This is a genomic window from Couchioplanes caeruleus, assembly GCF_023499255.1.
Lineage (GTDB): Bacteria > Actinomycetota > Actinomycetes > Mycobacteriales > Micromonosporaceae > Actinoplanes > Actinoplanes caeruleus_A.
Genome location: NZ_CP092183.1, coordinates 3,358,281 through 3,380,216, shown reverse-complemented (window position 1 = coordinate 3,380,216; position 21,936 = coordinate 3,358,281). Strand labels below are relative to the sequence as shown.

Sequence of the window (21,936 nt, the reverse complement as noted above, 5' to 3'; positions counted from 1 at the left end):
TGCAGACGAGCGTTCTGCGGGCAGGGGCCATCCTCATGAGGGGGTCTCCCGGTTCGTGAAAGTGGGTCAGGAGCGGCGGATGAGGATGGCCTCGTGGTCGCGCAGGGTGTCGTCGTACTGGGAGATCGAGAGACCGTCGGTCCCGTCCGGGTTCTCGACGCCGGCCGCGCCGCCGCCGTTGTTGACGAGGGCCGCGGTGATGTTGTCGTAGTTGAACAGCATCGAGCCGTCCTCGTTGAGGATCACCTCGACGGACAGCTGCGGGCCGGTGGGCGTGAAGCGCACGTTGCGCCACTCGATCACGAACTGCCGCTGACCGGGTTCGCCCAGCACGCTGGTCCACATCGACGCGTCACCGTCGAGCCAGAAGTCGCGGCCGAACGGCACGATGAGCGTGTTCATCTGGTCCGCGGTCGGGATCGTCGCCGACTTGTGGAACCACCAGTAGTCGGGGTCGTCGGGATCCCGCAGCGAGGGCAGGACGCCGTAGACCGTGCCGTACGGGTCGTACCAGACCGACGTGCGGCTGGTGCCGTACAGGTTGAACGCGAACGGCAGGTCCAGCTTCTGGAAGTAGTCGTCGGTCATGGTGATCTGCTGGGTGCCGCGCACGAACGGGGTGTCCTTCTGCACCGTGCAGGCGTAGCCGTAGCCGTCCTTCTTCCGCGCGACGGTGAAGTCACGGGTGTCGGACCACTCGACGTGCACGTTGAGCGCCGAGGCGATGTCGCCGCAGCGGGACTCCTCGCTGACGTAGATGTCGTAGTCGTCGCTCTCCAGAGCGGTGAACGAGTACCGGCCGTCGGCCTGCGTGACCGTCGACGGTCCGCCCACCTTCGTGCCGAGCTTGACGGTCGTGCCCGCCGAGGGCGTGCCGTCCGGCTTGCGCACGGTGCCGGACAGCGTCCAGCCCTCGTCGCCCGGCGGGTGGAAGAAGACCGAGTCGCCCGACCGGACGTCGGTGTCCTGGTACGAGTACTGGTAACCGGCCGTCCCGCCCTGGTTCTCGATGCCGATCGTGGCGTCCGAGCTGCCGAGGGAGACGTCCGGCGCGGCGGTGTAGTTGAACGAGACCCCGCCGTGCTCGCCGAGCAGGACCTCGAACGAGAACCGGTCGCCCGGGTTCCAGGAGAGCTGCACGTCACGCCACTCGACCACGAACTGCCGGTTCGGCGCCTTGCCGATGGTGGCGGTCCGCACGCTCGACGAGGAGTCGACCAGCAGGTCGGACCACAGCGGTGCGACCAGGTTGTTGGGGCCGGCCGGGTCGGGCAGCGAGGACGACACCGGCTTGGACGCGCCCGGGTCGGCGAAGTACAGCACGCCGTTGGTGTCCACCCAGGCGGTCGAGTAGTTGGTGCCGTAGAACGGGAAGGCGAAGGGCAGGGCGGTGCTCTTGTACGCGTTGTCGCCGGTCAGCGCGAGCGCGGTGGTCGCCCGGGTGAACGGCCTGTCCCGCGCGGCCTTGCAGCGGTAACCGGCCGCGTCGACCTGCCGGTTCTGGTGCAGGTCCACGACGGCGTCGGTGTCCAGGAAGACGTCACCCAGCGCCATGTCACCGCAGCGCCATTCGTTGTCGCCGTTGCTGCGCAGGTGGTAGTCGCCGGTCTCGAGATCGGTGTACTGGAACGATCCGTCGCGGCCCGTCCAGTACGAGGTGGCCATCGGCTCGAGGCGGACCTCGTTGAACGCGTACGGGGCGTCGTTGCGGTCCGTGACCTTGCCGGACAGCGACCACGAGCCGAGCGGCTGCGGGTTCTCCGGGTAGCGGAAGGTGATCGCCTGCCCGTTGGCCACGACCGGCTGGTTGTCCTGGAACTGCACGCCGTTGCGACCGCCGGGGCTCTCGATGCCCACCACGGCCTCGGACGCGGCCAGCTTGTCGGCGGGCAGGTTCTGGTAGTTGAAGGTGATGGACTGGTCCTCGCCGATGATCATCTCGACCGAGAACTTCGTGTGGGCGTCGTCGAGGCTGCGGTAGAGGTTGCGCCACTCCACGACGACCTTGCGGTTGGGCGCCTCGCCGACCACGGCGGTGTGGATGAGGTCGTTGTAGTCCTCGGCCTCGAAGTAGCCCCACAGCGGCGCGACGATGGCGTTGACGTCGTGCGGGTCCGGGATCGAGTTCGGCCCGGCGAGCGAACCGCCGTTGTACTCGTTGGGCTGGTTGAACTGGGCGGCGCCGGCCTTGTCGACCCGGATCGCCGTGAGCTCACGGCCGTAGTAGTTGAAGGTGAACGGCAGCTCGATCTCCGGGCTCTGCCAGTCCTCCATCGGCACCGCGGTGGTGCCGGGGATGAACGCGGCGGCCGCGACGCTGCACGTGTAGCCGAACGCGTCACCCTGCGGCTTCAGCGCGAGGTCGACCCCGGTCGTGCCTTCCGGCAGCTCCAGGTCGGAGCCGGCGAACAGCGCGCAGCGGTTGGTGCCCAGGACCGCCGAGATCTGGTACGAGCCTGGCGTCAGCCCGGTGAACGCGTACTTGCCCGCGCTGTCGGTGGTCGCGACCGTGCCCGAGGGTTGGAGGGTGACCGTGGCCCCGGCGACCGGCTTGAGCGTGGCCTCGTCGACGACCGTGCCGTTGACGCCGGTCGCCAGGTGCGGCCGCAGGTCCCAGCGTCCGGCGTCGCTCTGCGCGCCGGCCGTGGTGCCGTCGTCGTAGTAGGCGAACGCGCCCACGTACGCCACATCGCTGTCGGTGAGCGTGACCTGGACCGTGACCGGGGTGCCGTTCGCGTTGGCGTTGACGGTCCGCACGTCCGCGATGCTGGTGTAGTACTTGAACTTCTTGACGTTGGTGTCGCCGCCCGAGCTGAGCGTCAGGGTGAACGCCGTGCCGACGGTGACGTCCGGGCTGGCCGTCGTGACGATCGGCGCGACCGGGTAGAACTGGGCCTTGGCGTCGCTCACGGCGGTGAGCCGGTTCCAGACCTTCACGTCGTCGATCTGGCCGGCGAAGAAGGCGGTGTTGGCGCCGTTGAGCTTGGCGCGGCCGATCGCCACCCCGCCCCCGGCGTTCCACATGGCCACCGGCACGGCGACCGATCTGATCAGCTTGCCGTTGATGTAGAGCGCCAGGGTGCGGTTCGCCGAGTCGTAGGCGCCCTGCAGATGGGTCCACACGTTGAGGGCGGCGCCTGCCGGGCCGGCGGCGGTGGTCACGGCCGGGGCGGCGACGTCGGTCTGGTTGAGCGAGAACCGCCAGCAGTCGCAGGAGAGGTTGTACTCCAGGCTGAAGGCGCTGGACTTGCTGCCGTCCTGGCTGACCACCGTCCGGTTCGTGGTCTTCGTGGTGAGCTTGACCCAGGCGCCGACGGTCAGACTCTGGTCGGTGCGTACGGGCGTGTTGCCGGTGTCCGTGGCGTTGCGGCCGGTCAGCGGCCCGGCGGTGGCGGCGAACTGGTTGGTGCCGTTGAAGCTGAGCGCCTTGCCCGCGCTGCCCCGGCCGGCTACCCAGGTGGCGCCGGTGATCGTCGCGGTGTCCGGGTGCGCCGTGTAGGCGTCGGCCGTGGAGCTTCCGGTGCCCTCGTCGAGCTTGAAGTGCGCGGCCGGAAGGGAACCGGGCCCGACGCCGAACTCGTACTGGAAGAAGTCGGGATCCGTGCCACCGGTGCCCTTGCTGAGGTTGCCGGCCTTGTCGACGCTCCACACCCGCAGCGTGTTGACACCCTGCTTGGCCGGGTAGATCGTGGCCTGCCCGACGCCGTTCGCGTCCGGCGACACCTTCTTGCACGACGTCGAGTCGGTGGTGTCCGCGACGGTGTAGCAGTAGTGGTCGAAGTCGGTCCGCACGCCGGGCGGGTTGAACGTGAACAGGTCCGGCTGACCGAGCCCGCCGGCCGGGTTCGCGTCCTTGTACATGGGCGCGGAGACGCCGGTCGGTTTCGGCGGGGCGGTGGCGTCGACGGTGAAGGGGCACTTCGCCGACCACACCGAATTGTCGATCTGGTCGTTCGAGCGCGCCTGGAGGTAGTAGTCACCGTCGGCCAGGCTCGCCGTGGTGTTGCCCTGGGCGATGCCGGGGTTGCCGAGGTCGGAGCGGGTCACCAGCCGGCTGTTGCTGACGCCGGCGCTCGACGGGGACCAGTAGAGGCGCCCGGTCATCGGCTGCCCGGTGTCCGGATCGGTGACGCGGGCCTTCAGCAGCGGCGTACGCGTGCGTACCCAGAGCTTGGCTCCGTTGTTGCAGGTCTTGCCGTCGACCGCCATCTGGTCGGGCTTGTTCGGGTACGAGTTGTACGTGATGGACAGCTGAGCGGTGTTCTTGTCGTAGCGCTTCCACGACTTCGTGTCCGACTCGTCCTTGGCACGCAGCCCGAGCGTCGCGACCGAGGCCCCGTCGCGCGCCTTCTTCTGCACGAAGCCGGTGGCGTCGAAGTCGGCCGGCCCCACCGGGCATTTGCCGCTGTTGAAGAACTTCAGCGACTTCGACGTGCCCTGCGCGCTCAGCCAGCCGGACCGGTCCTTGTTCCAGCCCGTGTTCCAGGTGGTGTTCTGGTCGGTGTTGTTCGTGCCCCACAGCTGCGTGACGCGGGCCGTGCTGTCCCCGCAGTGGCTCGACGACCAGGTCTGCTTGATGCTGAAGGTGGCCTTGCTGACGTCCTTGTTCCTCACCTTGGTGGTGTTGAACTCGAAGAACGTCCGCACCAGGAAGCCGCCGTCCTCCGGCGACTTGCCGACCTTGATCTCACCGGCGTACGAGTTGGAGCTCGACGGCAGGCCCTGGTTGTAGAAGGCGCTGGAGGCGTTGCTGGCCACCGTGGACCAGTGGTTCAGGCCGACGCCGGTGATCTGCCAGACCGGGTCGATCATCACGGGGAACTTGGTGTCCCTGCCGCGCAACAGCTTCAGGTCCGGCACGATGGTCATCGCCCCGGAGCCGAGCTCCACCTCGACCGGCGCCTGCCGCGGCTCGATCTCCCCGCGCTTCCCGTCAAGGGTGCGCGAGTCCCACATCGTGGCGGTGCCCTGCATCCGTACGTCGCCCCGGCCGTCGACCGCGGCGATCACACCCGGCCCCTTGGCCGCCTTCCGCGTGCGCAGCCCGCTGGACGACAACCCCATCCGGACCCGCTCCAGCGCGGGGTTCGCGGCCGCCCGCCGGTTCTTGACGACCAGCATGTGGGTGAAGCCGTCGACGCCCGCCTCGACCCGCAGGTCGACGCCGGGCAGCACCTCGCGGTAGACCGCGGCGGACCCGTGCACCTCCGGAGTGGGCAGCTTCTGGCCCCAGCCCAGCCGGATCTGCTTGTCGTCGGCACCCATCGACGCGAAGGCCCGGTCACCGCCACCGGAGAACCGCATCGGCGCGACCGCGGCCCTGGGCGACAACGACCCGTCGGCGTTGCGCTGCAGCGTCGCGTCGGTGGCCACCCACGTGCCGCCCCGCTTGACCCGGATCGGCTGCAGGCTCGACTCGAGGGTGAAGGAGCCGTTCGGGTTGGCCCACAGCGTGGCGGTCTCGGTGCGCTCCCCGACCACCTCGACGCGGTGGGCGCCCTTCCGCGCGGCGTCAGAGGCCGCGGCGGACTCCGACGGTGGTGCCGCTGGTTCGGCGCCGGCCGGTGCGCCCGGCGCGAACACCGCGGCCGAGATACCGAGAAGAAGGACTGCGGTGTACGTCGTGCGGACACGACTGAGCACACTGGAACGCACCATGATGTTTCCCCCGTGATCGTGCGATGGCGTCAGCGTAGGGAAGACATTCACGGTTAGCAATTAAAAGTTGATCAGGCCGTCCACAGCCGACGGCCACGCTCCGTCCACCTGATTCGGCGGCGCACCGGGTGGTCGATCAGGTGTCACACTCCGTCGAACGTGTCGAGGGCGTCTGCCAGGGATGCCAGCGTGGCGGCACAGTCGGACTGGTGCGGGTCGCCGGCGCGCAAGGCGGAGAGGACGGCGTCGATCTCGTCGTCGAGCTGGTGCCACTTGCCCGGGTCGCGCGGCTTCAGCCCGGCCTCCGCGTCGTCCCACGCCACCTCGAGGTCCTTGACGCGTACCTTGGCACTCGCCAGGTCGTTCCTGGAGACCTCGGCCCGGACCTGCCCGACGATGGCGGCGAAGCGACTCACGTCGCCCAGAGCCGTGGTCGGATGCACCTGCCGCCCGGCAGATGCGGCCTGCGGGCCGGCGCCTGCGCCGGCCATGGCGGCGGTTGCGGCACCGCCGTCGACGGCGCTGGACGCCGCGTGGAAGTGGCTCAGCCCCGTGCCCAGCACCAGGACCGCTGCGACGCCGGCAGCCGCCCACGCGTAGTCGGGCCGGCGTCCCCCGAGTGGTCCGTCACCCTTGAGGGCGACACCGTGCCGGTTGGCCAGGACCTGCTCGCGGGCGACCAGGATCACGATGACGGCGAAGAACAGGATGCTGGTCACGCTGGCGCCCAGATCCAGGCCGCCGAAATCCTTCGCCTGGGTCAGCAGGTCGCCCAGGGACGCACCGAGCGGGCGGGTGAGAACGTACGCGATCCAGAACGTGAGTACCAGGCCGGCGCCTGCCCGGCGGGCGAGCCAGGTGAGCAGGAGCAGTCCGCCGAAGATCAGCACACCGTTGCGGAAGCCCAGGCTGAGCGCCTCGGTGGCCAGGTCACCGGCTGCGGTGCCGAGCGCGAACGTGGTGAGGATGGCGGCCCAGTAGAAGGCTTCGCGTCGCGGTGTGTCGACGGACGTGATCGCGAGAGTGCCTTCCTGGCGGTACCAGACGGCGAAGACGACGGCGAGGACGACCGCGAACAGGGCGGTGCTGACGTACAGGCTGACGCCCAGGTCATCGGTGAACAGGTCGGTGATCTGGGTACCGACGATGCTCACCAGTACGACGCACAGCCAGTAGATCCAAGGCGTGTACTTCGTGGTGCGCAATTGCACGGCGAGTGCGACCACGAGGACGGCCAGCATCAACGCGTCGGTGACGATCGAGCCCAGCCCGACATTCACGGACAGGAAGTCGGCGAATGTCTCTCCGATCGTGGTGGACAACACTTTGATGACCCAGAATGTCGCCGTGATGGCCGGGACCTTGGTCAGCCAGGTACGCGCAACCGCGTGGGCGGAAACCGCCATTGATTTTTCTCCTCGGATTTTCGTCCTGAGCACGGCGGGAAACCCGCTACAGGTGGAAGGCGGCAACCATCGACGGTGCCTGCCGGGCGCAGCCGAGCAGCGGCACGCCGAGCACGTCCTCGGTCGTGCGCAATGTCGAGCAATGCGTGAAAGCGTCCGCGGTCGCCACGTTGTTGGTCGTGGGTGAGATGACCAGGGTCGGGATGTGGTTGTCTGCGCTCGTGCCCTCGTCCCAGGTGACGATGACGATCAGGCGATCCGCCCGGTAGTCGGGCCCGGCCAGGATCGACGGGAGCCATTGCCGGAGCCAGCGGTCGCCGTTGCCGACCCGGTCGCTCGGGCAAGGGTTCGCACCGTGCATGTCGTGGCAGGCGTCCGGGCTGACGAACGCGAACGACGGCAGCCGGCCGGCGCGGATGTCGTCGTGCAGGGCGCCGGCCTGCGGCTCGCCCATGGGTACGGCCCAGCGGCCGCAGTCGCCGCGCTCGTCGAGGTAGTACGTGGCCGGTACGTGGCGTACGAGGTAGCGCCCGTCGGCACCATTCTCCAGCGTGCAAGGACCCGGAGCCGATTCGGCATAGTCACGCCATTCCCGTCCGCTGGCGGCGACCTGGTGAAAGATGTTGTCGCTGGGCAGCGGGTGCGCTTCAGGGGCCTGGTCATCGCAGATGCCGGCCGTGCTTCCGCTGGTCATGAGGATGTACGCGGCCAGCGACGGGCACTGCTCCGGGTATCCCGCGTCGAAGTGGCCGGCGGTGCCATAGGTGTGTGCCAGCTCGTTCAGGTAGGGCGCATCCGGCGCGCCGATGATGCGGTCGTACTCGTGATTCTCTTCCGCGATGACCAGCACCTTGCTGTAACCGCCCGCAGGTGGCTGGGCGGACGGTGTCCCGGGCGCGGCCGCCCCCTGACCCTGGCAGCCGGCGACGGCGAGAAATGCGACCAGCACGGTCGCGAGCAATGGAGAAAGCCTCTTCACAGGGCTCCTTCAACGGCGCCGTTACGGGCGCGGTTCCAGCGGCTCCACATGGCGACCTCGAGGACGGCCAGGCCGGCGATGACCGCGGCGGCGAGGATGTCGCCGGGGTAGTGGACGCCGACCCAGACCCGCGAGTATCCGACAGCCACCGCAGCCAGTGCGAGCACGATGCCCCACCGGTGGCTCAGGAACGCGTACACGCCGAAAGCGAGCGCGAACGCTGCCGTTGCGTGGTCGCTGGGCAGCGAGACCCCGGGGTCGTGTGCGATCAGCTGGTGCACGTGGTGGCTCTGGAACGGGCGTACCTGGTCGCTGAGGTGCGACAGCAGTGTGGCGCCGGCGAAGGCGAAGAACAGCGCGACCCCCAGTTCGAGGACCGGGCGCAGCGCGCGGCGGTACAGCGCCATCGCCACGAGGACCGCCGACACGGCGAAGATGCCGTAGATCAGCCAGGTGGCGGCGAATTCCATCGCGTCGTCCAGGCCGTCCCATCGCCCGGCGGGGCCGTTGATGACTGCGAAGAGCTGATAGTTCACGGCGCTACTGTGCGTGGCCGATCATAAGAATTCGCTGAAAGGCCGGCGGAGCGCGCCGGCGGCGACCAGTTCGACGGTCACCGCGACGGCGATCGCCTCGACGGCCAGCAGGGCAAGGAGGACCAAGAGTTGGGTGGCCCCGGCCTGCACGGCGGAGCCACCACCGAGGAGCACTCCGACGAACGCTCCGGGCAGGGTGACGAGACCGACGGTACGGGTCTGGTCCAGTGCCGGCACCAGGGCCCGTGCGGCCGTCGGGCGTACCACCTCGAGCGCGGCGTCGCGCGGCAGGAAGCCCAGCGCCAAGGCGGCCTCGTACTCACCGTGCCGGTTGTGCAGTTCATCGAGGGCTCGCCGGCCGGCGAGCGAGGTGGCGGTCATCGCTCCCCCGATGAGGATCCCGGCGATCGGCAGCACGGCGATCGTGGTCCGGGGCACCGGGCCGGCCGCCACCACGATGACACCGACCGGCAGAGCCCCGGCGACGATCGGCAGCACGACCAGCCGGCCACGGCGCAGCGTGCTGACCCGGCGGGCGGAGGTCGCCGCCGCGACCAGCAGCATCAGGCCGATGAAGCCGGCGGTCGCCCACCACGAGCGCAGGACGGCGGCAATCAGCAGCGAAACGATGCCCAGCTGCAGGACGGCGCGCACGGATGCCGTGACGACCGCCCTGCCGGCCTCGAGCCGGCCGGCGGCCGTCGCCAGGGCGGCGAGCAGGACGAGCACGATGAGCACGACGGCGTACACCGGGCCGACGGTCAGCGCTCCTTGAGCCACCTGACAACTCCCCCATCGGGTAGGGACTTCGGTGCGGGCAAGCCCCGTGCGGCGCAGCCCTCGCACCATCGAAGCGGACCTCACCGGGGCGCGGTGAAGCGTCGAGATGGTGCTGCCGGTCTTCTTCCGCCCGGCCATTGTGGCGAGGAAGCCGCAGGTAGCTGCCGAGCGGAACGCGGCATGAGTCGCACAGGGGTCGCCGTGGCGCTTCCGGTACCCGCGGTCGGCCGCGGCAGGCGCTCCGCGTCTCGGGTCGTCGCGCGGTCACAGCACCGACCCTATCTCCTACTTGCTGTAGGTGTCGCTGTGTCGGGCGGCGCGGGGCGCCGGGATATCCTCGGCGCGGAGGCAGCGACTGTGACGACGAAGGACGGCCGCCGGCGACCGGGGTCTCTCGAGGCCGAGGTCATGGCGACGCTGTGGGCGCACGCCGATCCGATGACGGCGGCCGACGTCCAGGCGGCGATCGGGGACGACCTCGCATACAACACCGTGCAGACGATCCTGATCAGGTTGTACGGCAAAGGGCAGGTCGAACGCCGCCGGGCCGGCCGCGGACACCTCTACTGGCCGGTCGAGGACGCCGCCACCGCGGCCGCGTCGCAGATGCGCGCAGCACTGGAGGGCCGGCCCGACCGTCAAGCCGTGCTCCAGCGCTTCGCCGCATCGCTCGACGAAGCCGACGCCGTGAATCTGCGCCGGCTGCTGGCCGACGCCGAGCGCCGGCGCCGGTCGTGACCGTCGCCATCTACGTACCGCTGCTGCTGGCGCTGACGCTGGCCGCCTCGGCACGGTGGATCGCCGCGCGCGGCACACCGGGCCCTGCCGCCCGGGCTCTGACCGCGATCGCCGCGATCACGGCCGCCGCCTCGACCTGGTCGCTGGCCCTGCTGGCGCTGACCATGCTGGACGATCTACCCCCGCTGGCGGCCTTGGACGACCATGCGACCGTGGAGCTGCCCGAGCCGGTGCCCGGGCCGGTCGCGCTCGTCGCGGGCCTCGCGATGCTGGCAGGCGGCGTACGGCTGTGGCTCGACGTGCGACGCCGCAGCACCACACATCGACAGCTACGCGCGGCCGGGACAGCGCGCCAGGGCCTGGTCGTCGCCGACTGGTCCGCGCCGCTCGCGGTCGCCGTGCCCGGACTGCCCGGCCGCGACGGGCACCTGCTGGTCACCACCGGCATCCTGCGGCTGCTCGACGCCGAGGAGCGCCGGGTCGTCCTCGCCCACGAGCAGGCGCATCTCGCGCACGCCCATCACCGCATCGTCGCCGTCGCCGCAGCCGCTGCCGCACTGAACCCGCTGCTCATCCCGGTCCGCGAGACGGTCGCCTACCTGGTCGAGCGATGGGCCGACGAAGCCGCGGCCGCAGCCGTCGGCGACCGCGACCTGACCGCCCAGGCCGTGGCCCGGGCGGCCCTGGCCACGCTCGGCCCCGGACCCGCCGCCGCGCTCGGCATCCACGGCAGCGCCGCCGTGCACCGGGTGCAGGCTCTCACCGAGCCCACTCCCGCACCGCGCCGCCGCCGGCTGATCGGCCCGGTTCTCCTCGGCTCCGGCTGCGTGACAGCCATCATCGTGGCCACCGTCGAGTTCGTGGCCCTGGCACGCGCCTGGCTCTGACGCTGCCGGCGGCCCGGACACGGCCCGTCCGACCGTGGAAGGACTCAGGCGGACGTCCAGATGTCCGGCAGTCCCTTGCGCCGCACCGCCGCGCCCGTCACCGGAAGCCGGTACATGCGCTGCAGAGTGCGCAGCAGGTCGTAATGGTTCAGGTGTGCGCCGTACTGGCCGGGACGGACACCGGCGCCCGCGATGATCGTGGGGATGTGATTGTGGTCGGTCTTGTTGTCCTCGTCGAAGGTGAGGATGAACAGGCTGTTGTGGGTTCTCGCCCAGGCGACGTACGGCGCGAACTGCTTCCTGAGCCAGGAGTCGGCCCGCCCCTTCGGGCAGTCGTGCATGTCGTGGCACAGGTTCGGGATCACGAACGAGACGGTGGGCAACCTGTGGTAGTTCGTCGGGAAGGCCGTATACGGCTGATTCGCCGACGCGGGCACGTTGCTGAAGTTCACCCAGGGGGTGTGCCGCCGCACGTAACCCTTGTCCGCGCAGCCGCGCCACCCGACGCCGGGCAGGTTCTCGGAATAGCCGGTGAAGGTGTGGCGGGCGTCGAGCAGCTGCCGAGCAAGGTTCGGCCGGCTGCCCAACTCGTGCGGGCAGTTGTTGTCGCTCACGCCCTGAGGGGAGCCTGAGAACAGGGCCAGGTAGTTCGGCTGACTGGGATGGGTCTCGGCGTAGAAGTGCAGCATGTTCGCCGACGTGCGCGCCAGCGACGAGACCCACGGTGTCTTGGGATGACCCACGACCGCGTCGTAGCGCTTGTTCTCCAGCATGACGATCACGATGTGGTCGGGCATCGGCGGAATGACGGACGTCGCCGCCGCAGCGGCCGGAACGGGTCCGGGACCCACGGCGCCCGCCTCGACGACCGCCATGCCCGCAGTGAGAACTCCGAGGACACAGGCAGCCATCGCAAGTCGTCGCGTACTTGTCACAGCTCTTCTCCAGGGTTTGCTGTCCGACTTCTCCTACATTCTGTAGGAGAAACTGGACATCCCTCGAGGACGCGCCGGGTCACCGCGGTTCGGGCTGCGCATCGGGGTGGTCGTTGCGCCGGCGCGCGCGCAGCAGTTCGATCCCGATCGGCACCACCGAGACGGCCACGATGCCGATCAGAATGAACTCGATGTTGTTCCTGACGAACGCCACCCGGCCCAGGAAGTAGCCGAGGGTTGTGACACCGCAGCCCCACAGCGTGCCGCCGGCCACGTTGTAGATCAGGAATGTGCGGTAGTGCATGTGGCCGGCACCTGCCACGATCGGCGTGAACGTCCGCACGATCGGGACGAAGCGGGCGAGCAGGATCGAGCGCGCGCCGTACTTGGCGAAGAACGCGCGCGCCTTGGACAGGTTCTCCTGCTTGAACAGCCGCGAGTCGGGCCGCCGGAACAGCGCGGGGCCGAAGCGGCGCCCGAAGGCGTAGCCGGCCTGGTCCCCCGCGACCGCGGCCACCGACACCAGCATGCACATCAGCCACAACGGCTGATGCAGGTAGGTGCCGCCGGAGATGAGCAGGCCGGCGGTGAACAGCAGCGAGTCGCCCGGCAGGAAGAAGCCGATCAGCAGCCCGGACTCGGCGAACACCAGGGCGAGAATCCCGATCAGACCGAAGGTGGAGATCAGCCACTCCGGATCCAGAAATGACGGCCCGAGCGCGAGGGTGCTCGACGATTCCAGCATAGGTACGTCCATAACCGTGAGAAGCCGTCGGAAACCTACAGCTTGTAGGCTAAGGGTGCGGGCGCCGGCAGCCGGATCCGGAGCACGGCTCCCTCGTCCAGCGGGTCCACGGCGACGGTTCCGCCGTGTGCGACGACAATGTCGCGGGCGATCGGCAGGCCCAGCCCCGCGCCGCCGTCCTGCCGCGAGCGGCCGGGGTCCAGCCGCACGAACCGGTCGAAGATCCGTTCCCGGTCCGCTGCCGCGATGGCCGCGCCGTCATTGCCGACCAGCACCTCGACGTGCTCGCTGCCGGCGGTGAGACCGATGACCAGACTCGTCCGGGCGTGCCGGACAGCGTTGTCCACCAGGTTGCGCAACGCCCGGTGCAACTGATCCGGGTCGCCCGCCACCCGGGCCGGCTCCACCACGCCGTCGACGCGCAGGTCCGGACGCTCCGCCGCTACCCGCTCCCGCTCGGCGTACACCAGGTCGTCGAGGTCCACCTCCGTCATGCGCAGCCGTAGACCATGGTCATCGACGCGGGCCAGCAGCAGCAGGTCATCGACCAGCCGCCCCATCCGCAGGCTCTCGGCGTGGATGCGCGCCACCGACCGGGCCGGCGTCTCGGCAAGCTGGGCATCCGTCAACAGGTCGGCATTGGCATGGATGGTCGCCAGCGGGCTGCGCAACTCGTGGCTGGCGTCGGCGACGAACCGGCGTTGCGCCGCCGACGCCGCTTCGATGCGGTCCAGCATGGTGTTCATGGTCGTGGCCAGGGCCGCGATCTCGTCGTCGGCGGAGGGCACCGGCAGCCGGGTGTGCAGGTTCTTCGCGGTGATCGTGGCGGCCTGCCGGCGCATCGCCTCCACCGGCCGCAGCGTGCGCCCGACGAACAGGAACGTGGCGGCGCCGACGACGACGGCGAGCAACGGCATGCCGATCAGCGAAGCTGCCAGGATCGCCTCGGTCCCGTCGTCGGCCGTGTCCATCGACTCCGCCACCAGCACGGTCTGCACCCCCTGAGCGGTGGACACACCGGCGGCCACGATGCGAAACGCGGAGTCCTGGCTGATCTCGAGGAAGCGCGTCTCCCGCGCACGCTGCCCCGCCGCGGGCCGCAGGGCCGACATGGGCGGTATGGCCGCGACGGCGTTCGACGCAGCGACGACCTGGCCCGCCGGATTCAGGATCTGCACGACCGTACGCCCCGGGGCGGACGGGCGCAGGGCCGCGCTCAGCGCCGAAGAGTCACCTCCCGCCAGCGCCGTAGCCACCTGCGTCGCCCGGTCGCTCGCAGCCGCGTCCACGTTGCCGAGCAGGATGCTGCGGGCGGTGATCAGCAACACGGCACCCGCCAGCACCGAGGCGACGGCGACCACCAGGCCGGCCGCGAGCGCCGACCGCAGCCGTACACCCAGCCGTCGCCTGATGAAATGGGGAAGGCGCATGCCGGTCACGCTAATCCTGCAGCGCTGAGAACGCGCTGAACGCGCGTTTCAGGGTTTTCTCAGCGTTGCCGGGGCACGCTGGACGGCAAACGCTGGAGGAGAACAGTGCGGGTACTCGTCGTGGAGGACGAGGTGAGCCTCGCGGAGACGATCCGCGACGGGCTCACCCCGGAAGGATTCACCGTCGACCTCACCCACGACGGCGCCGAAGGGCTATGGCAGGCCACCGAGACACCGTACGGCGCCTACGACGCCCTCATCCTCGACATCATGCTGCCCCGCCTGAGCGGCTACGAGGTCTGCCGACAACTGCGCGACCGCGACGTCTGGACCCCCGTGCTCATGCTCACGGCCAAGGACGGCGAGTACGACCAGGCCGACGCGCTCGATCTGGGCGCCGACGACTACCTGATCAAACCGTTCTCGTTCGTCGTGCTGATCGCCCGCCTGCGCGCCCTGGTCCGCCGCGGCGCTCCCGAACGCCCGGCGGTGCTCCGGGCCGGCGACCTGAGCCTCGACCCGGCCGAGCGCCGCGTCTGCCGCGACGACACGCCCATCGCCGTCACGCCGCGCGAGTTCGCCATGCTGGAGTTCCTGATGCGCCACCGCGGCAAGGCCGTGACCAAGTCAGCGATCATCGAGAACGTGTGGGACGCACATTTCAACGGTGATCCCAACATCGTCGAGGTGTACATCGGCTACCTGCGCAAGAAGATCGACCACCCGTTCGGCCGCGCGGCGATCGAAACCGTCCGCGGCGCCGGCTACCGCATCAACGCCGGGGGCGGCTGAACGACGAAAGGACGAGCGGCGTCCGCCGACCACCTGGCCGCTTCAGCAAATCCTCAGCTCTGGCGGCGTACGGTCCGGCCGGTGGACCGTCGTGACGCCCTACGGGCAATCTCCGCCCTTGCCGCCGGCACAGTCGCTACCGCGTGCACCGAACCGGCGCGGCACCCGCCGGCGGCCGCTCCCTCCGCGTCCCGGCCGGCCGCAGAGGCCACGAACGCTTCTCCGGACGTACCCGTGCAGGCCGTCGAGATCAGCCACGGGCGCCGGGACAGCCGGAAGGTGGCGCTGACGTTTCACGGCCAGGGCGATCCCGTCCTGGCCGACCGCCTGCTCACCCACCTGGCCGCGGGCGGCGCCCGGGTCACGGTGCTGGCGGTGGGCACCTGGCTGGCGGCGCAACCGCAACTCGCCGCCCGCATCCTGGCGGACGGTCACGAGCTGGGCAACCACACTCAGCACCACGGCGACCTGAAGCAGATGTCCGCCGCGCAGGTGTACGCAGAAATTCGCGCGTGCGCCCGGGTGCTCGAGTCGGCGACCGGCTCCATCGGACGGTGGTTCCGCCCGTCTCAGACCCGCCACGCCACCGATACCATCCGGACGCAGGCCGCGAAGGCGGGCTACGCGACCTGTCTGTCGTACGACGTCGACTCGCTCGACCACACCGACCCGCCGCCCGCAACGATCATCGAGACCACCCTCGGCGCCGTGCGCGGGGGCTCCGTCGTCAGCCTGCATCTGGGTCACGAGGGCACCGTCCAGGCGATGGAGCCGCTGCTGGCCGGGTTGCGGCGGCGGGGCCTGCGTACCGTCACCGTCTCGGAGCTGATGACATGACACCGTACCGAGCTGCGCTCCGCGTCGTCACGGCCATGGCCCTGGCCGGGACGGTCTGCGCCGGCTGCGAACCGTCCTCCGCCAGACCATCCAGCCTCGGGGCCTCGGCGGCCGGTACGCCCACTGCGACCGTGTCTCCGGGGCCGGCGGCCGCACTGTTGCCCGGCATGCCGCCACCGCTGGATCCGCACGACGTCTACGCCGCGGACCGGCCCGGCCGGCTGTCACCGCGTGTGCGCGGCGACCGCCCGCTGGTGTACGTGCCCAACTTCGCCGGCAACACGGTGTCGGTCATCGACCCCGGCACCCACCGCGTGCTGCGCACCGTACCGGTCGGGCGCGGGCCGCAACACGTGGTGCCGTCGTGGGACCTGCGGACGCTGTGGGTGAACAACAACGCGGGCAACTCACTGACCCCCATCGACGCGCGGACGGGGATCTTCGGCAAGCCGGTACGGGTGGACGACCCGTACAACCTCTACTTCACCCCGGACGGCCGGTACGCGATCGTCATGGCCGAGACAAGGCGCCAGATCGTCTTCCGCGACCCGCACACCATGGCCGTCCGCAAGGTGCTGCCCGTGGGCTGCGACGGCGTCAACCACGCCGACTTCTCCCCCGATGGCCGCTACTTCATCGTCACCTGCGAGTTCTCCGGCGATCTGCTCAAGATCGACACGGCCCGGCAACGGATCCTGGCCCGGATGCACCTGCCCGGCGAGCACCCGATGCCGCAGGACATCAAGATCTCCCCGGACGGGCGCATCTGGTACGTCGCCGACATGGAGACCAGCGGCGTCTGGCTGCTCGACGGCGACGCGTTCACCACGCCGACGTTCCTGCCCACCGGCGCCGGCGCCCACGGGCTCTACGTCAGCCGGGACTCCCGCTACCTCTACGTCACCAACCGCGGCGAGGGCAGCATCTCGGTCCTGTCGTTCGCCACCCGCCGCGTCGTGCACACCTGGCGCATTCCCGGGCGGGCCAGCCCTGACATGGGCGGCGTGTCCGCCGACGGACGGGTGCTGTGGCTGTCCGGCCGCTACCAGCGCGAGGTGTACGCGATCAGCACGAGCGACGGCCACCTGGTCGCCCGTATCAGGGTCGGCAGCCAGCCACACGGGCTCTGTGTCTGGCCCCAGCCGGGCCGCTACTCCCTCGGCCACACGGGCATCCTGCGCTGAGCCGCATGTCCCGCGCTCGCTGACGTGGGCTACACGCACGGCCGGGACGTTCTGCCCGGCTGGTGACGGCGTGCCAGCCACCACCCGAGGATCACGGCCGCTCCGACCGGGATCTGCGCGGCGAAGACGAACGCGCGGAACAGCAAGACCCCGGCGAGCGACCGGGTGGCGTCGGCGCCGAGCGCGATCAGGACGGTGACCATCCCGGCTTCGGCTCCTCCCAGGCCGCCCGGCGTCATCATCAGCAGCGTCATCATCCGCTCGGCGACCAGAGCGGCGAAGACGACCGCCGGGGCAGGCCGCAGCCCGACCGCCAGCAGGCAGCACCGTGCGAGGACGGCTTGAGCGAGCCAGTATCCCGCCATGCCGCCGGACAGCGACGCCCAGCGCCGCCGAACCAGGTCCTCGGTGCCCGCGAGCAGCTCGCAGGCCGCTGCGGGCCATCCCCGCCCGGCCCGGTCGGACAGCCGGGCCGCGGCACTCACCAACCGCAGCAGTGGTTCCGTCCGGCCGCACAGGGCGCGGAGGAGCACCGTGCCCGCCGCGAACATGGCGATGGCGACCAGCCACCACAGCCTGGCCGCGCCGGGCGTGAGCGTGCCGGAGCCGGCCAGCGCGAAGGTGGCAGCCAGCGGCAAGGTCAGCTTGGCGATGACCGAGCACGTGTTCACCACGACGACGAACCGCGCGAAGTCGCGTTCGCTGTGTCCCCAGGAACGCGCCATGGTCAACTTCAGTGCCGTGCCGGCTACGCCGCCGAACGGCAGCAGGCCGGCCACCGAGCTGCCGGCCAGGTTCAGCATCACGGCGCGGCGATGCGTCAAGCCCGGCATCGCCGCCACCGGCACGGCCGTGTGAATGGCGAGCCCGAGCAGCCACAGCACGGTGAGCCCGCACAGTTGCGGCCACGGCAGCGCGGCGATGAGCCGGACCGCGCCGGTGACCGACGCTCCCCCGGCAGCCGCCCGGACAGCAGCCCAGACCCCGAGCCCCGCGGCGATCAGCACAAGGGCGGCCCGTGACCACCGGTTCACGCCCGCGCCCATGTTCCCGACCACATCGTCCCTCCGACGCCTCAGCCGCACCGGACCCGTTGAGGGTCACAAATGCAGGCTGAGGAGTCGCTGAAGAAGACGCGAACATTTCCCTTCAGGACCATGTCTGGTGGACGGCACCCGCGGGAGCCGGTCCGGCCAGGTTCCAGTTCCGGCGGCCCGCCGTCCCCGGCGTGGGACTTCGCCGGTGTACGTCACTGGCCGCCCCCTCCGCTGTCGACGTCACCGTCCCCGGCCGGGGGAATGGGACCTCGGGCCGGCCGCGCATGACGTCGGCGACCGTGTTCCACACCGCCGGGTTCACCACGGCGTGGCTCATGTGCCGGTTCGTCCGAGGCCAGTCCGGATCCGCCAGGTAGCCGGCGACGACGAGGGACGCCGTGCCCAGCACCAGTGCCGCGGTCCGCTGATCGTCGGCCGTGCCGGTCTTGCCGAAGACGGGATGACCGACGACGCGGTGCGCCTGGGGCGCCGTACCGCGCCCGCCACAGCTGCCCAGCTGGGCCTTGTCGCCGACGGGGCAGCGGGCGGCGTCGAGCGCCGCGCGGGCCACGTCCGGCGTGGTGGCCTGGTGGCAGTCCGGCGCGGTGGCGATCGTCGTACCGTTCGGCGAGGTGATCGTCGCCACCGGTGTGGGTGCGCACTGCCGGCCGTCTGCCGCGAGCGTCGCGTACGCGCCGGCGACGTCCAGCGGGGTGGACGCGGAGACGCCGAGGGTGAACGCGCCCCACTGCCGCGCCGCGCGGCTGTCATCGGCGATCGCGGCGTCGGACGGCGCGCGGAACTGGATGCCGAAGCGCTTGGCGACGTCCACGACGTTCTGCGCGCCGACCCGTTCCTCCAGGGGGACGAAGTACGTGTTCACCGAGTGACCGAAGGCGGACCACATGGTGTAGCGGCCCGCTTCGCTCTCCCCCGCGTTCCCGGGACAGTAGAAGTGCGTACCCGGGCACGCGGCAGGGCTGCCGGGGTCGACGACGTAGTGGGTTCGCGCTCGCCGCCCCGCGGTGATCGTGGTCCGCAGCGGCAGCCCCTTCTCCAAGGCGGCCACGAGGGTGAAGAGCTTGAAGGTGGAACCGGCCTGGTAGCCGGCGACCTGCCCGCCCCCGGTGATGATCGGATTCACCGTGTACGGACGGTTGCCCCGGACGCCGGCGGCACGCTTGGCCGGGTCGGAGGACAGCTCGTTCACCGGGTGAGCGGAGTCGTCGATGCCGAAGCGCCGGTTCGCCGCGAGTGCCAGCACGTGCCCGGTGCCGGGCTCGACGGCCGCCAGCATCAGAGCGTCCGGGTTGCGGGTGGAGATCCGCTCACCGATCCGCCGGTACGCCGATCTCGTGGTCTCCAGGTCCATGGTGGTGACGATGCGATAGCCGCCGTCTCGTAGCCGCTGTTCGCGCTGCCAGGAGTTGGTCCCGAAGGCCGGTTGGCTCAGCCACCAACGGTAGAAGTAGTCACAGAAGAACCCCGACTGTTTCGCGGCTGAGGCGAGGCATCCGTTGGCGGGCGCGCTGATGTGGCGGGGCACCGGCTCGGCCAGCGCCCGGTCCGCCTCCGCCTGGCTGATCGCCCCCGTCTTCACCATCGCGTCGACCACGTACCGGCGCCGCTGCACCGCACGCGGGTATCCGTCGGCAGTCGCGGGGTTGAACCCGGAAGGCGCCTTCACCATGCCCGCGAGAAGGGCCGCTTGGCCGACCGTGAGGGTGCGCGGGCTGGTGTGGAAGTAGACCGCGCTGGCGGCGTCCACCCCGTACGCGTTGTTGCCGAACGGCGCGAGGTTCAGGTACCGCTCGAGGATCGCGCCTTTGCTCAGCCGCTTCTCCACCTCCAGCGCGTACCGCATCTCGGTCACCTTGCGCGAGAGGGTGTCCCGAGATGCGGCCACGATGCTCTGCGGGGAGGTGGCCGCGGCCTCGCGCACCATGCGCACGTACTGCATGGTCAACGTGGAGGCGCCCTGACGTGCACCGCCCCCGCGGTCCTTGACGAAGGCGCGGACCACGCCGCGCAGGTCCACGCCGTGGTGGTGATAGAAGTCCCGGTCCTCCGCCGCCACGATCGCGTTCTGCATGTTCGGCGAGATGTCGGCCAGCGGAACGTCCGTACGGAACTGGTCGTAGAACGTCGCCAGCTGCGTCTTGCCGTCCGCTGCGAAGATCCGGCTGGCCTGCGGCGGTTCGTACGTGACGAGGTATCCGGGCAGGGCCGCCGCGCCCGGTCCGGCCGCACCGATCACCAACCCCGGGGCGGCCACCAGCGGGTAGAGGGTTGCCGCCACCATCAGCCCGGCCAGGCTTCCACAGAGCAGCAGGGCGGCCGCACCCCGGACAACGCTGCGACCTCTGGCTCGCGCTCGCCGTCTCATCGTTCCAGGCTGCGCCGGCTTGATGAGAGGTCGCTGAGAGGCGGGCCCGCGGCCGATCCGTCACTGACGCCGGGCCCGCGACGACAGCTCGGCGACGCCGATGTAGATGCCGGCACCGATCAGCAGAGCGCCCATGCCGATCAACCACCTGCCGGTGTCCGGCGTCGTGTTCCCGCCGGCCGGAACATGCTTCACCGCGTCCGTCACCTGCAGGCGGCCGTACCCGACGACGTCGCCGCTGCCACAACGAACGCCTATGCCGTACGTGCCGGCCACGGCCGTAGCCGGCACGTTGTAGCGGACGCGGAAAGAGCCGCTCGCCGTACGAACGGCTTGCGCCCCCGTGCCGTGCGGCGGGAAGAACCCGGGAGTGGAGGTCAGCACGACGTCCCTGCGCGCCGGGCAGGAGTCGCTACCGGTCGTCGGCACGCTGCCGGATATCACCACGGCGTCGCCCGCGCGCACCGCGGACGGGGAGAAGGTGAGCACCTCGCTCGCAGCGGCGGGCGCCGCGGCCACCAGGACGCCGGCGGCCACGCCCGCCGCCGCAGCCGCACACAGACGGAACGGATGAGTACCAGCAGCCTGGTGATCCATGGTGAGCTCCCAGTCAGCCTCTCCGGTACAACGATGACACTCCTCCGGCGCAGACGACAGGTCGCGTCGTCGGCGATCCGCGAGCTTGCCGGTCGGCTCACGCGGGTGGATCGTGATGGCGGTCGGCGCACGCACGTCCCGGAACGAGGTGAAGATCGATGACCGCCGCGGTCGTGTGCGCGCTCTGCTACGGCCTGGCCACCGCGTTGCAGGCCCGCGGCGCGGCGGCCGGGCCGTTGACCGGTCTGCTGCGGCGCTGGCCGTTCCTGCTCGGCGTCGGGCTGGACCTCGCCGGCTTCGGCGCCCAGCTGCTGGCCCTGCGCCGCCTACCCGTCTTCGTCGTCCAGGCGGCACAGGCGGGCAACCTCGCCGTCACCGCCGTCGCGTGCGTACCGTTGCTGGGCATCCGGCTCGCGGCCCGGCACTGGGTGGCGGTCCTCGCCGTCTGCGCCGGGCTGGCGGTGCTCGGCGCGTCCAGCGGCGCCGAGCAGGCGGTCACCGTCGGTGGCCGTACCCGGATGATCCTGCTGGCTGCCGCACTGGCCGTCGCCCTGACCGCCCTGATCTCCGTCCGCCTCGGCCCGCCGGCCGGGCCGGTCGTGCAGGGCCTGGTCGCCGGCCTGGGCTTCGGGCTGACCGCTCTGGCGGTACGCAGCCTGCCCGCCCTCGCGCCGGCATCGTTGGTACGCGACCCGGCGGCCTACGCAGCAGCGATCAGCGGCACCGGCGCGTTCGCCTGCTTCGCCGCCGGTCTGCAGCGCGGCCCCGTCACCACGGTCGCCGCCCTCACCGTTCTCGGCGAGACCGGCCTCCCGGCGGTGATCGGCGTCCTCCTGTGGCACGACCACCCCCGCCCGGGATGGGGCGGCCCGGCAGCGCTCGGCCTGGTGCTCGCCGTGACCGGCGCCCTGGCCCTCTCCCGTTTCGCCGAGCCGCCACAGCAGCGCGATCAGTGAATCGACAGCGGCCCCTCGCGGATCGGCTTCACATCGTCGCGACGAAGCGCGGG

Annotated in this window: 17 protein-coding genes; 6 read left to right on the top strand and 11 right to left on the bottom strand. The window is 70.6% G+C overall.

What is annotated here, in order from left to right; translation table 11 throughout:
- Positions 1-66: 66 nt before the first annotated feature.
- The 5 genes from COUCH_RS15715 to COUCH_RS15695 form a co-directional block, all read right to left on the bottom strand.
- On the bottom strand, positions 67-5,658 hold the full coding sequence (locus tag COUCH_RS15715; protein WP_249612821.1) for a carboxypeptidase regulatory-like domain-containing protein: 5,592 nt from the start codon (positions 5,656-5,658) through the stop codon (positions 67-69).
- Positions 5,659-5,801: 143 nt separating this feature from the next.
- On the bottom strand, positions 5,802-7,064 hold the full coding sequence (locus tag COUCH_RS15710) for a COG4705 family protein (protein ID WP_249612820.1): 1,263 nt from the start codon (positions 7,062-7,064) through the stop codon (positions 5,802-5,804).
- A gap of 46 nt (positions 7,065-7,110) precedes the next feature.
- Positions 7,111-8,043, bottom strand: coding sequence for an alkaline phosphatase family protein (locus COUCH_RS15705; RefSeq protein WP_249612819.1), 933 nt, complete (start codon positions 8,041-8,043; stop codon positions 7,111-7,113).
- The gene (locus tag COUCH_RS15700; protein WP_249612818.1) at positions 8,040-8,579 is read right to left on the bottom strand and encodes a phosphatase PAP2 family protein; all 540 of its coding nucleotides are present in this window, start codon (positions 8,577-8,579) and stop codon (positions 8,040-8,042) included. Before COUCH_RS15700 ends, COUCH_RS15705 begins: the two co-directional genes overlap by 4 nt.
- Positions 8,580-8,600: 21 nt before the next feature.
- Positions 8,601-9,359: an ABC transporter permease gene (locus tag COUCH_RS15695; RefSeq protein WP_249612817.1), complete on the bottom strand. Its 759-nt coding sequence runs from the start codon at positions 9,357-9,359 to the stop codon at positions 8,601-8,603.
- Between the two features lie 357 nt (positions 9,360-9,716).
- On the opposite strand from COUCH_RS15695, the gene COUCH_RS15690 reads away from it, so the two are divergent.
- Both COUCH_RS15690 and COUCH_RS15685 read left to right on the top strand, forming a co-directional pair.
- Positions 9,717-10,097 carry a BlaI/MecI/CopY family transcriptional regulator gene (locus COUCH_RS15690; protein WP_275980137.1) on the top strand — a complete coding sequence of 127 codons (381 nt, stop codon included), beginning with the start codon at positions 9,717-9,719 and terminating at the stop codon, positions 10,095-10,097.
- Positions 10,094-10,984, top strand: coding sequence for a M48 family metalloprotease (locus COUCH_RS15685; RefSeq protein WP_249612815.1), 891 nt, complete (start codon positions 10,094-10,096; stop codon positions 10,982-10,984). The genes COUCH_RS15690 and COUCH_RS15685 overlap by 4 nt, the downstream gene beginning before the upstream one ends.
- A 44-nt stretch (positions 10,985-11,028) precedes the next feature.
- Here COUCH_RS15685 and COUCH_RS15680 read toward each other — a convergent pair whose 3' ends face one another.
- From COUCH_RS15680 to COUCH_RS15670, 3 genes are all read right to left on the bottom strand, one after another.
- Positions 11,029-11,859: an alkaline phosphatase family protein gene (locus tag COUCH_RS15680; protein WP_249612814.1), complete on the bottom strand. Its 831-nt coding sequence runs from the start codon at positions 11,857-11,859 to the stop codon at positions 11,029-11,031.
- A gap of 139 nt (positions 11,860-11,998) precedes the next feature.
- On the bottom strand, positions 11,999-12,664 hold the full coding sequence (locus tag COUCH_RS15675) for a DedA family protein (RefSeq protein ID WP_249612813.1): 666 nt from the start codon (positions 12,662-12,664) through the stop codon (positions 11,999-12,001).
- Between the two features lie 35 nt (positions 12,665-12,699).
- Positions 12,700-14,094 carry a sensor histidine kinase gene (locus COUCH_RS15670; protein WP_249612812.1) on the bottom strand — a complete coding sequence of 465 codons (1,395 nt, stop codon included), beginning with the start codon at positions 14,092-14,094 and terminating at the stop codon, positions 12,700-12,702.
- A 105-nt stretch (positions 14,095-14,199) separates the two neighbouring features.
- Between COUCH_RS15670 and COUCH_RS15665 the strand changes: the two genes are divergently transcribed.
- The 3 genes from COUCH_RS15665 (at position 14,200) to COUCH_RS15655 (ending at position 16,907) form a co-directional block, all read left to right on the top strand.
- Positions 14,200-14,886, top strand: a complete 687-nt coding sequence (locus COUCH_RS15665; RefSeq protein ID WP_249612811.1) for a response regulator transcription factor — start codon at positions 14,200-14,202, stop codon at positions 14,884-14,886.
- A gap of 234 nt (positions 14,887-15,120) precedes the next feature.
- Positions 15,121-15,723, top strand: coding sequence for a polysaccharide deacetylase family protein (locus COUCH_RS15660; RefSeq protein ID WP_249612810.1), 603 nt, complete (start codon positions 15,121-15,123; stop codon positions 15,721-15,723).
- Between the two features lie 167 nt (positions 15,724-15,890).
- Positions 15,891-16,907, top strand: a complete 1,017-nt coding sequence (locus tag COUCH_RS15655; RefSeq protein ID WP_249612809.1) for a YncE family protein — start codon at positions 15,891-15,893, stop codon at positions 16,905-16,907.
- A gap of 29 nt (positions 16,908-16,936) precedes the next feature.
- Here COUCH_RS15655 and COUCH_RS15650 read toward each other — a convergent pair whose 3' ends face one another.
- The 3 genes from COUCH_RS15650 to COUCH_RS15640 form a co-directional block, all read right to left on the bottom strand.
- Positions 16,937-17,953, bottom strand: a complete 1,017-nt coding sequence (locus tag COUCH_RS15650) for a lysylphosphatidylglycerol synthase transmembrane domain-containing protein (RefSeq protein WP_249612808.1) — start codon at positions 17,951-17,953, stop codon at positions 16,937-16,939.
- Positions 17,954-18,056: 103 nt separating this feature from the next.
- Complete coding sequence (locus COUCH_RS15645; RefSeq protein WP_249612807.1) at positions 18,057-20,330, bottom strand: transglycosylase domain-containing protein; 2,274 nt, start codon at positions 20,328-20,330, stop codon at positions 18,057-18,059.
- 60 nt (positions 20,331-20,390) lie between these two features.
- Positions 20,391-21,062 carry a hypothetical protein gene (locus COUCH_RS15640; protein WP_249612806.1) on the bottom strand — a complete coding sequence of 224 codons (672 nt, stop codon included), beginning with the start codon at positions 21,060-21,062 and terminating at the stop codon, positions 20,391-20,393.
- A gap of 23 nt (positions 21,063-21,085) precedes the next feature.
- On the opposite strand from COUCH_RS15640, the gene COUCH_RS15635 reads away from it, so the two are divergent.
- Entirely contained in the window at positions 21,086-21,883 is a 798-nt protein-coding gene (locus tag COUCH_RS15635; RefSeq protein ID WP_249612805.1) for a hypothetical protein, read from the top strand.
- Positions 21,884-21,936 lie beyond the last annotated feature (53 nt).

Coding starts and splice junctions, on each gene's coding strand:
- COUCH_RS15715 (WP_249612821.1), bottom strand. CDS start 5,658: ATGGTGCGTTCCAGTGTGCTCAGTCGTGTCCGCACGACGTACACCGCA.
- COUCH_RS15710 (WP_249612820.1), bottom strand. CDS start 7,064: ATGGCGGTTTCCGCCCACGCGGTTGCGCGTACCTGGCTGACCAAGGTC.
- COUCH_RS15680 (WP_249612814.1), bottom strand. CDS start 11,859: ATGGCGGTCGTCGAGGCGGGCGCCGTGGGTCCCGGACCCGTTCCGGCC.
- COUCH_RS15675 (WP_249612813.1), bottom strand. CDS start 12,664: ATGCTGGAATCGTCGAGCACCCTCGCGCTCGGGCCGTCATTTCTGGAT.
- COUCH_RS15670 (WP_249612812.1), bottom strand. CDS start 14,094: ATGCGCCTTCCCCATTTCATCAGGCGACGGCTGGGTGTACGGCTGCGG.
- COUCH_RS15655 (WP_249612809.1), top strand. CDS start 15,891: ATGCCGCCACCGCTGGATCCGCACGACGTCTACGCCGCGGACCGGCCC.
- COUCH_RS15650 (WP_249612808.1), bottom strand. CDS start 17,953: ATGGGCGCGGGCGTGAACCGGTGGTCACGGGCCGCCCTTGTGCTGATC.
- COUCH_RS15645 (WP_249612807.1), bottom strand. CDS start 20,330: ATGAGACGGCGAGCGCGAGCCAGAGGTCGCAGCGTTGTCCGGGGTGCG.
- COUCH_RS15635 (WP_249612805.1), top strand. CDS start 21,086: ATGACCGCCGCGGTCGTGTGCGCGCTCTGCTACGGCCTGGCCACCGCG.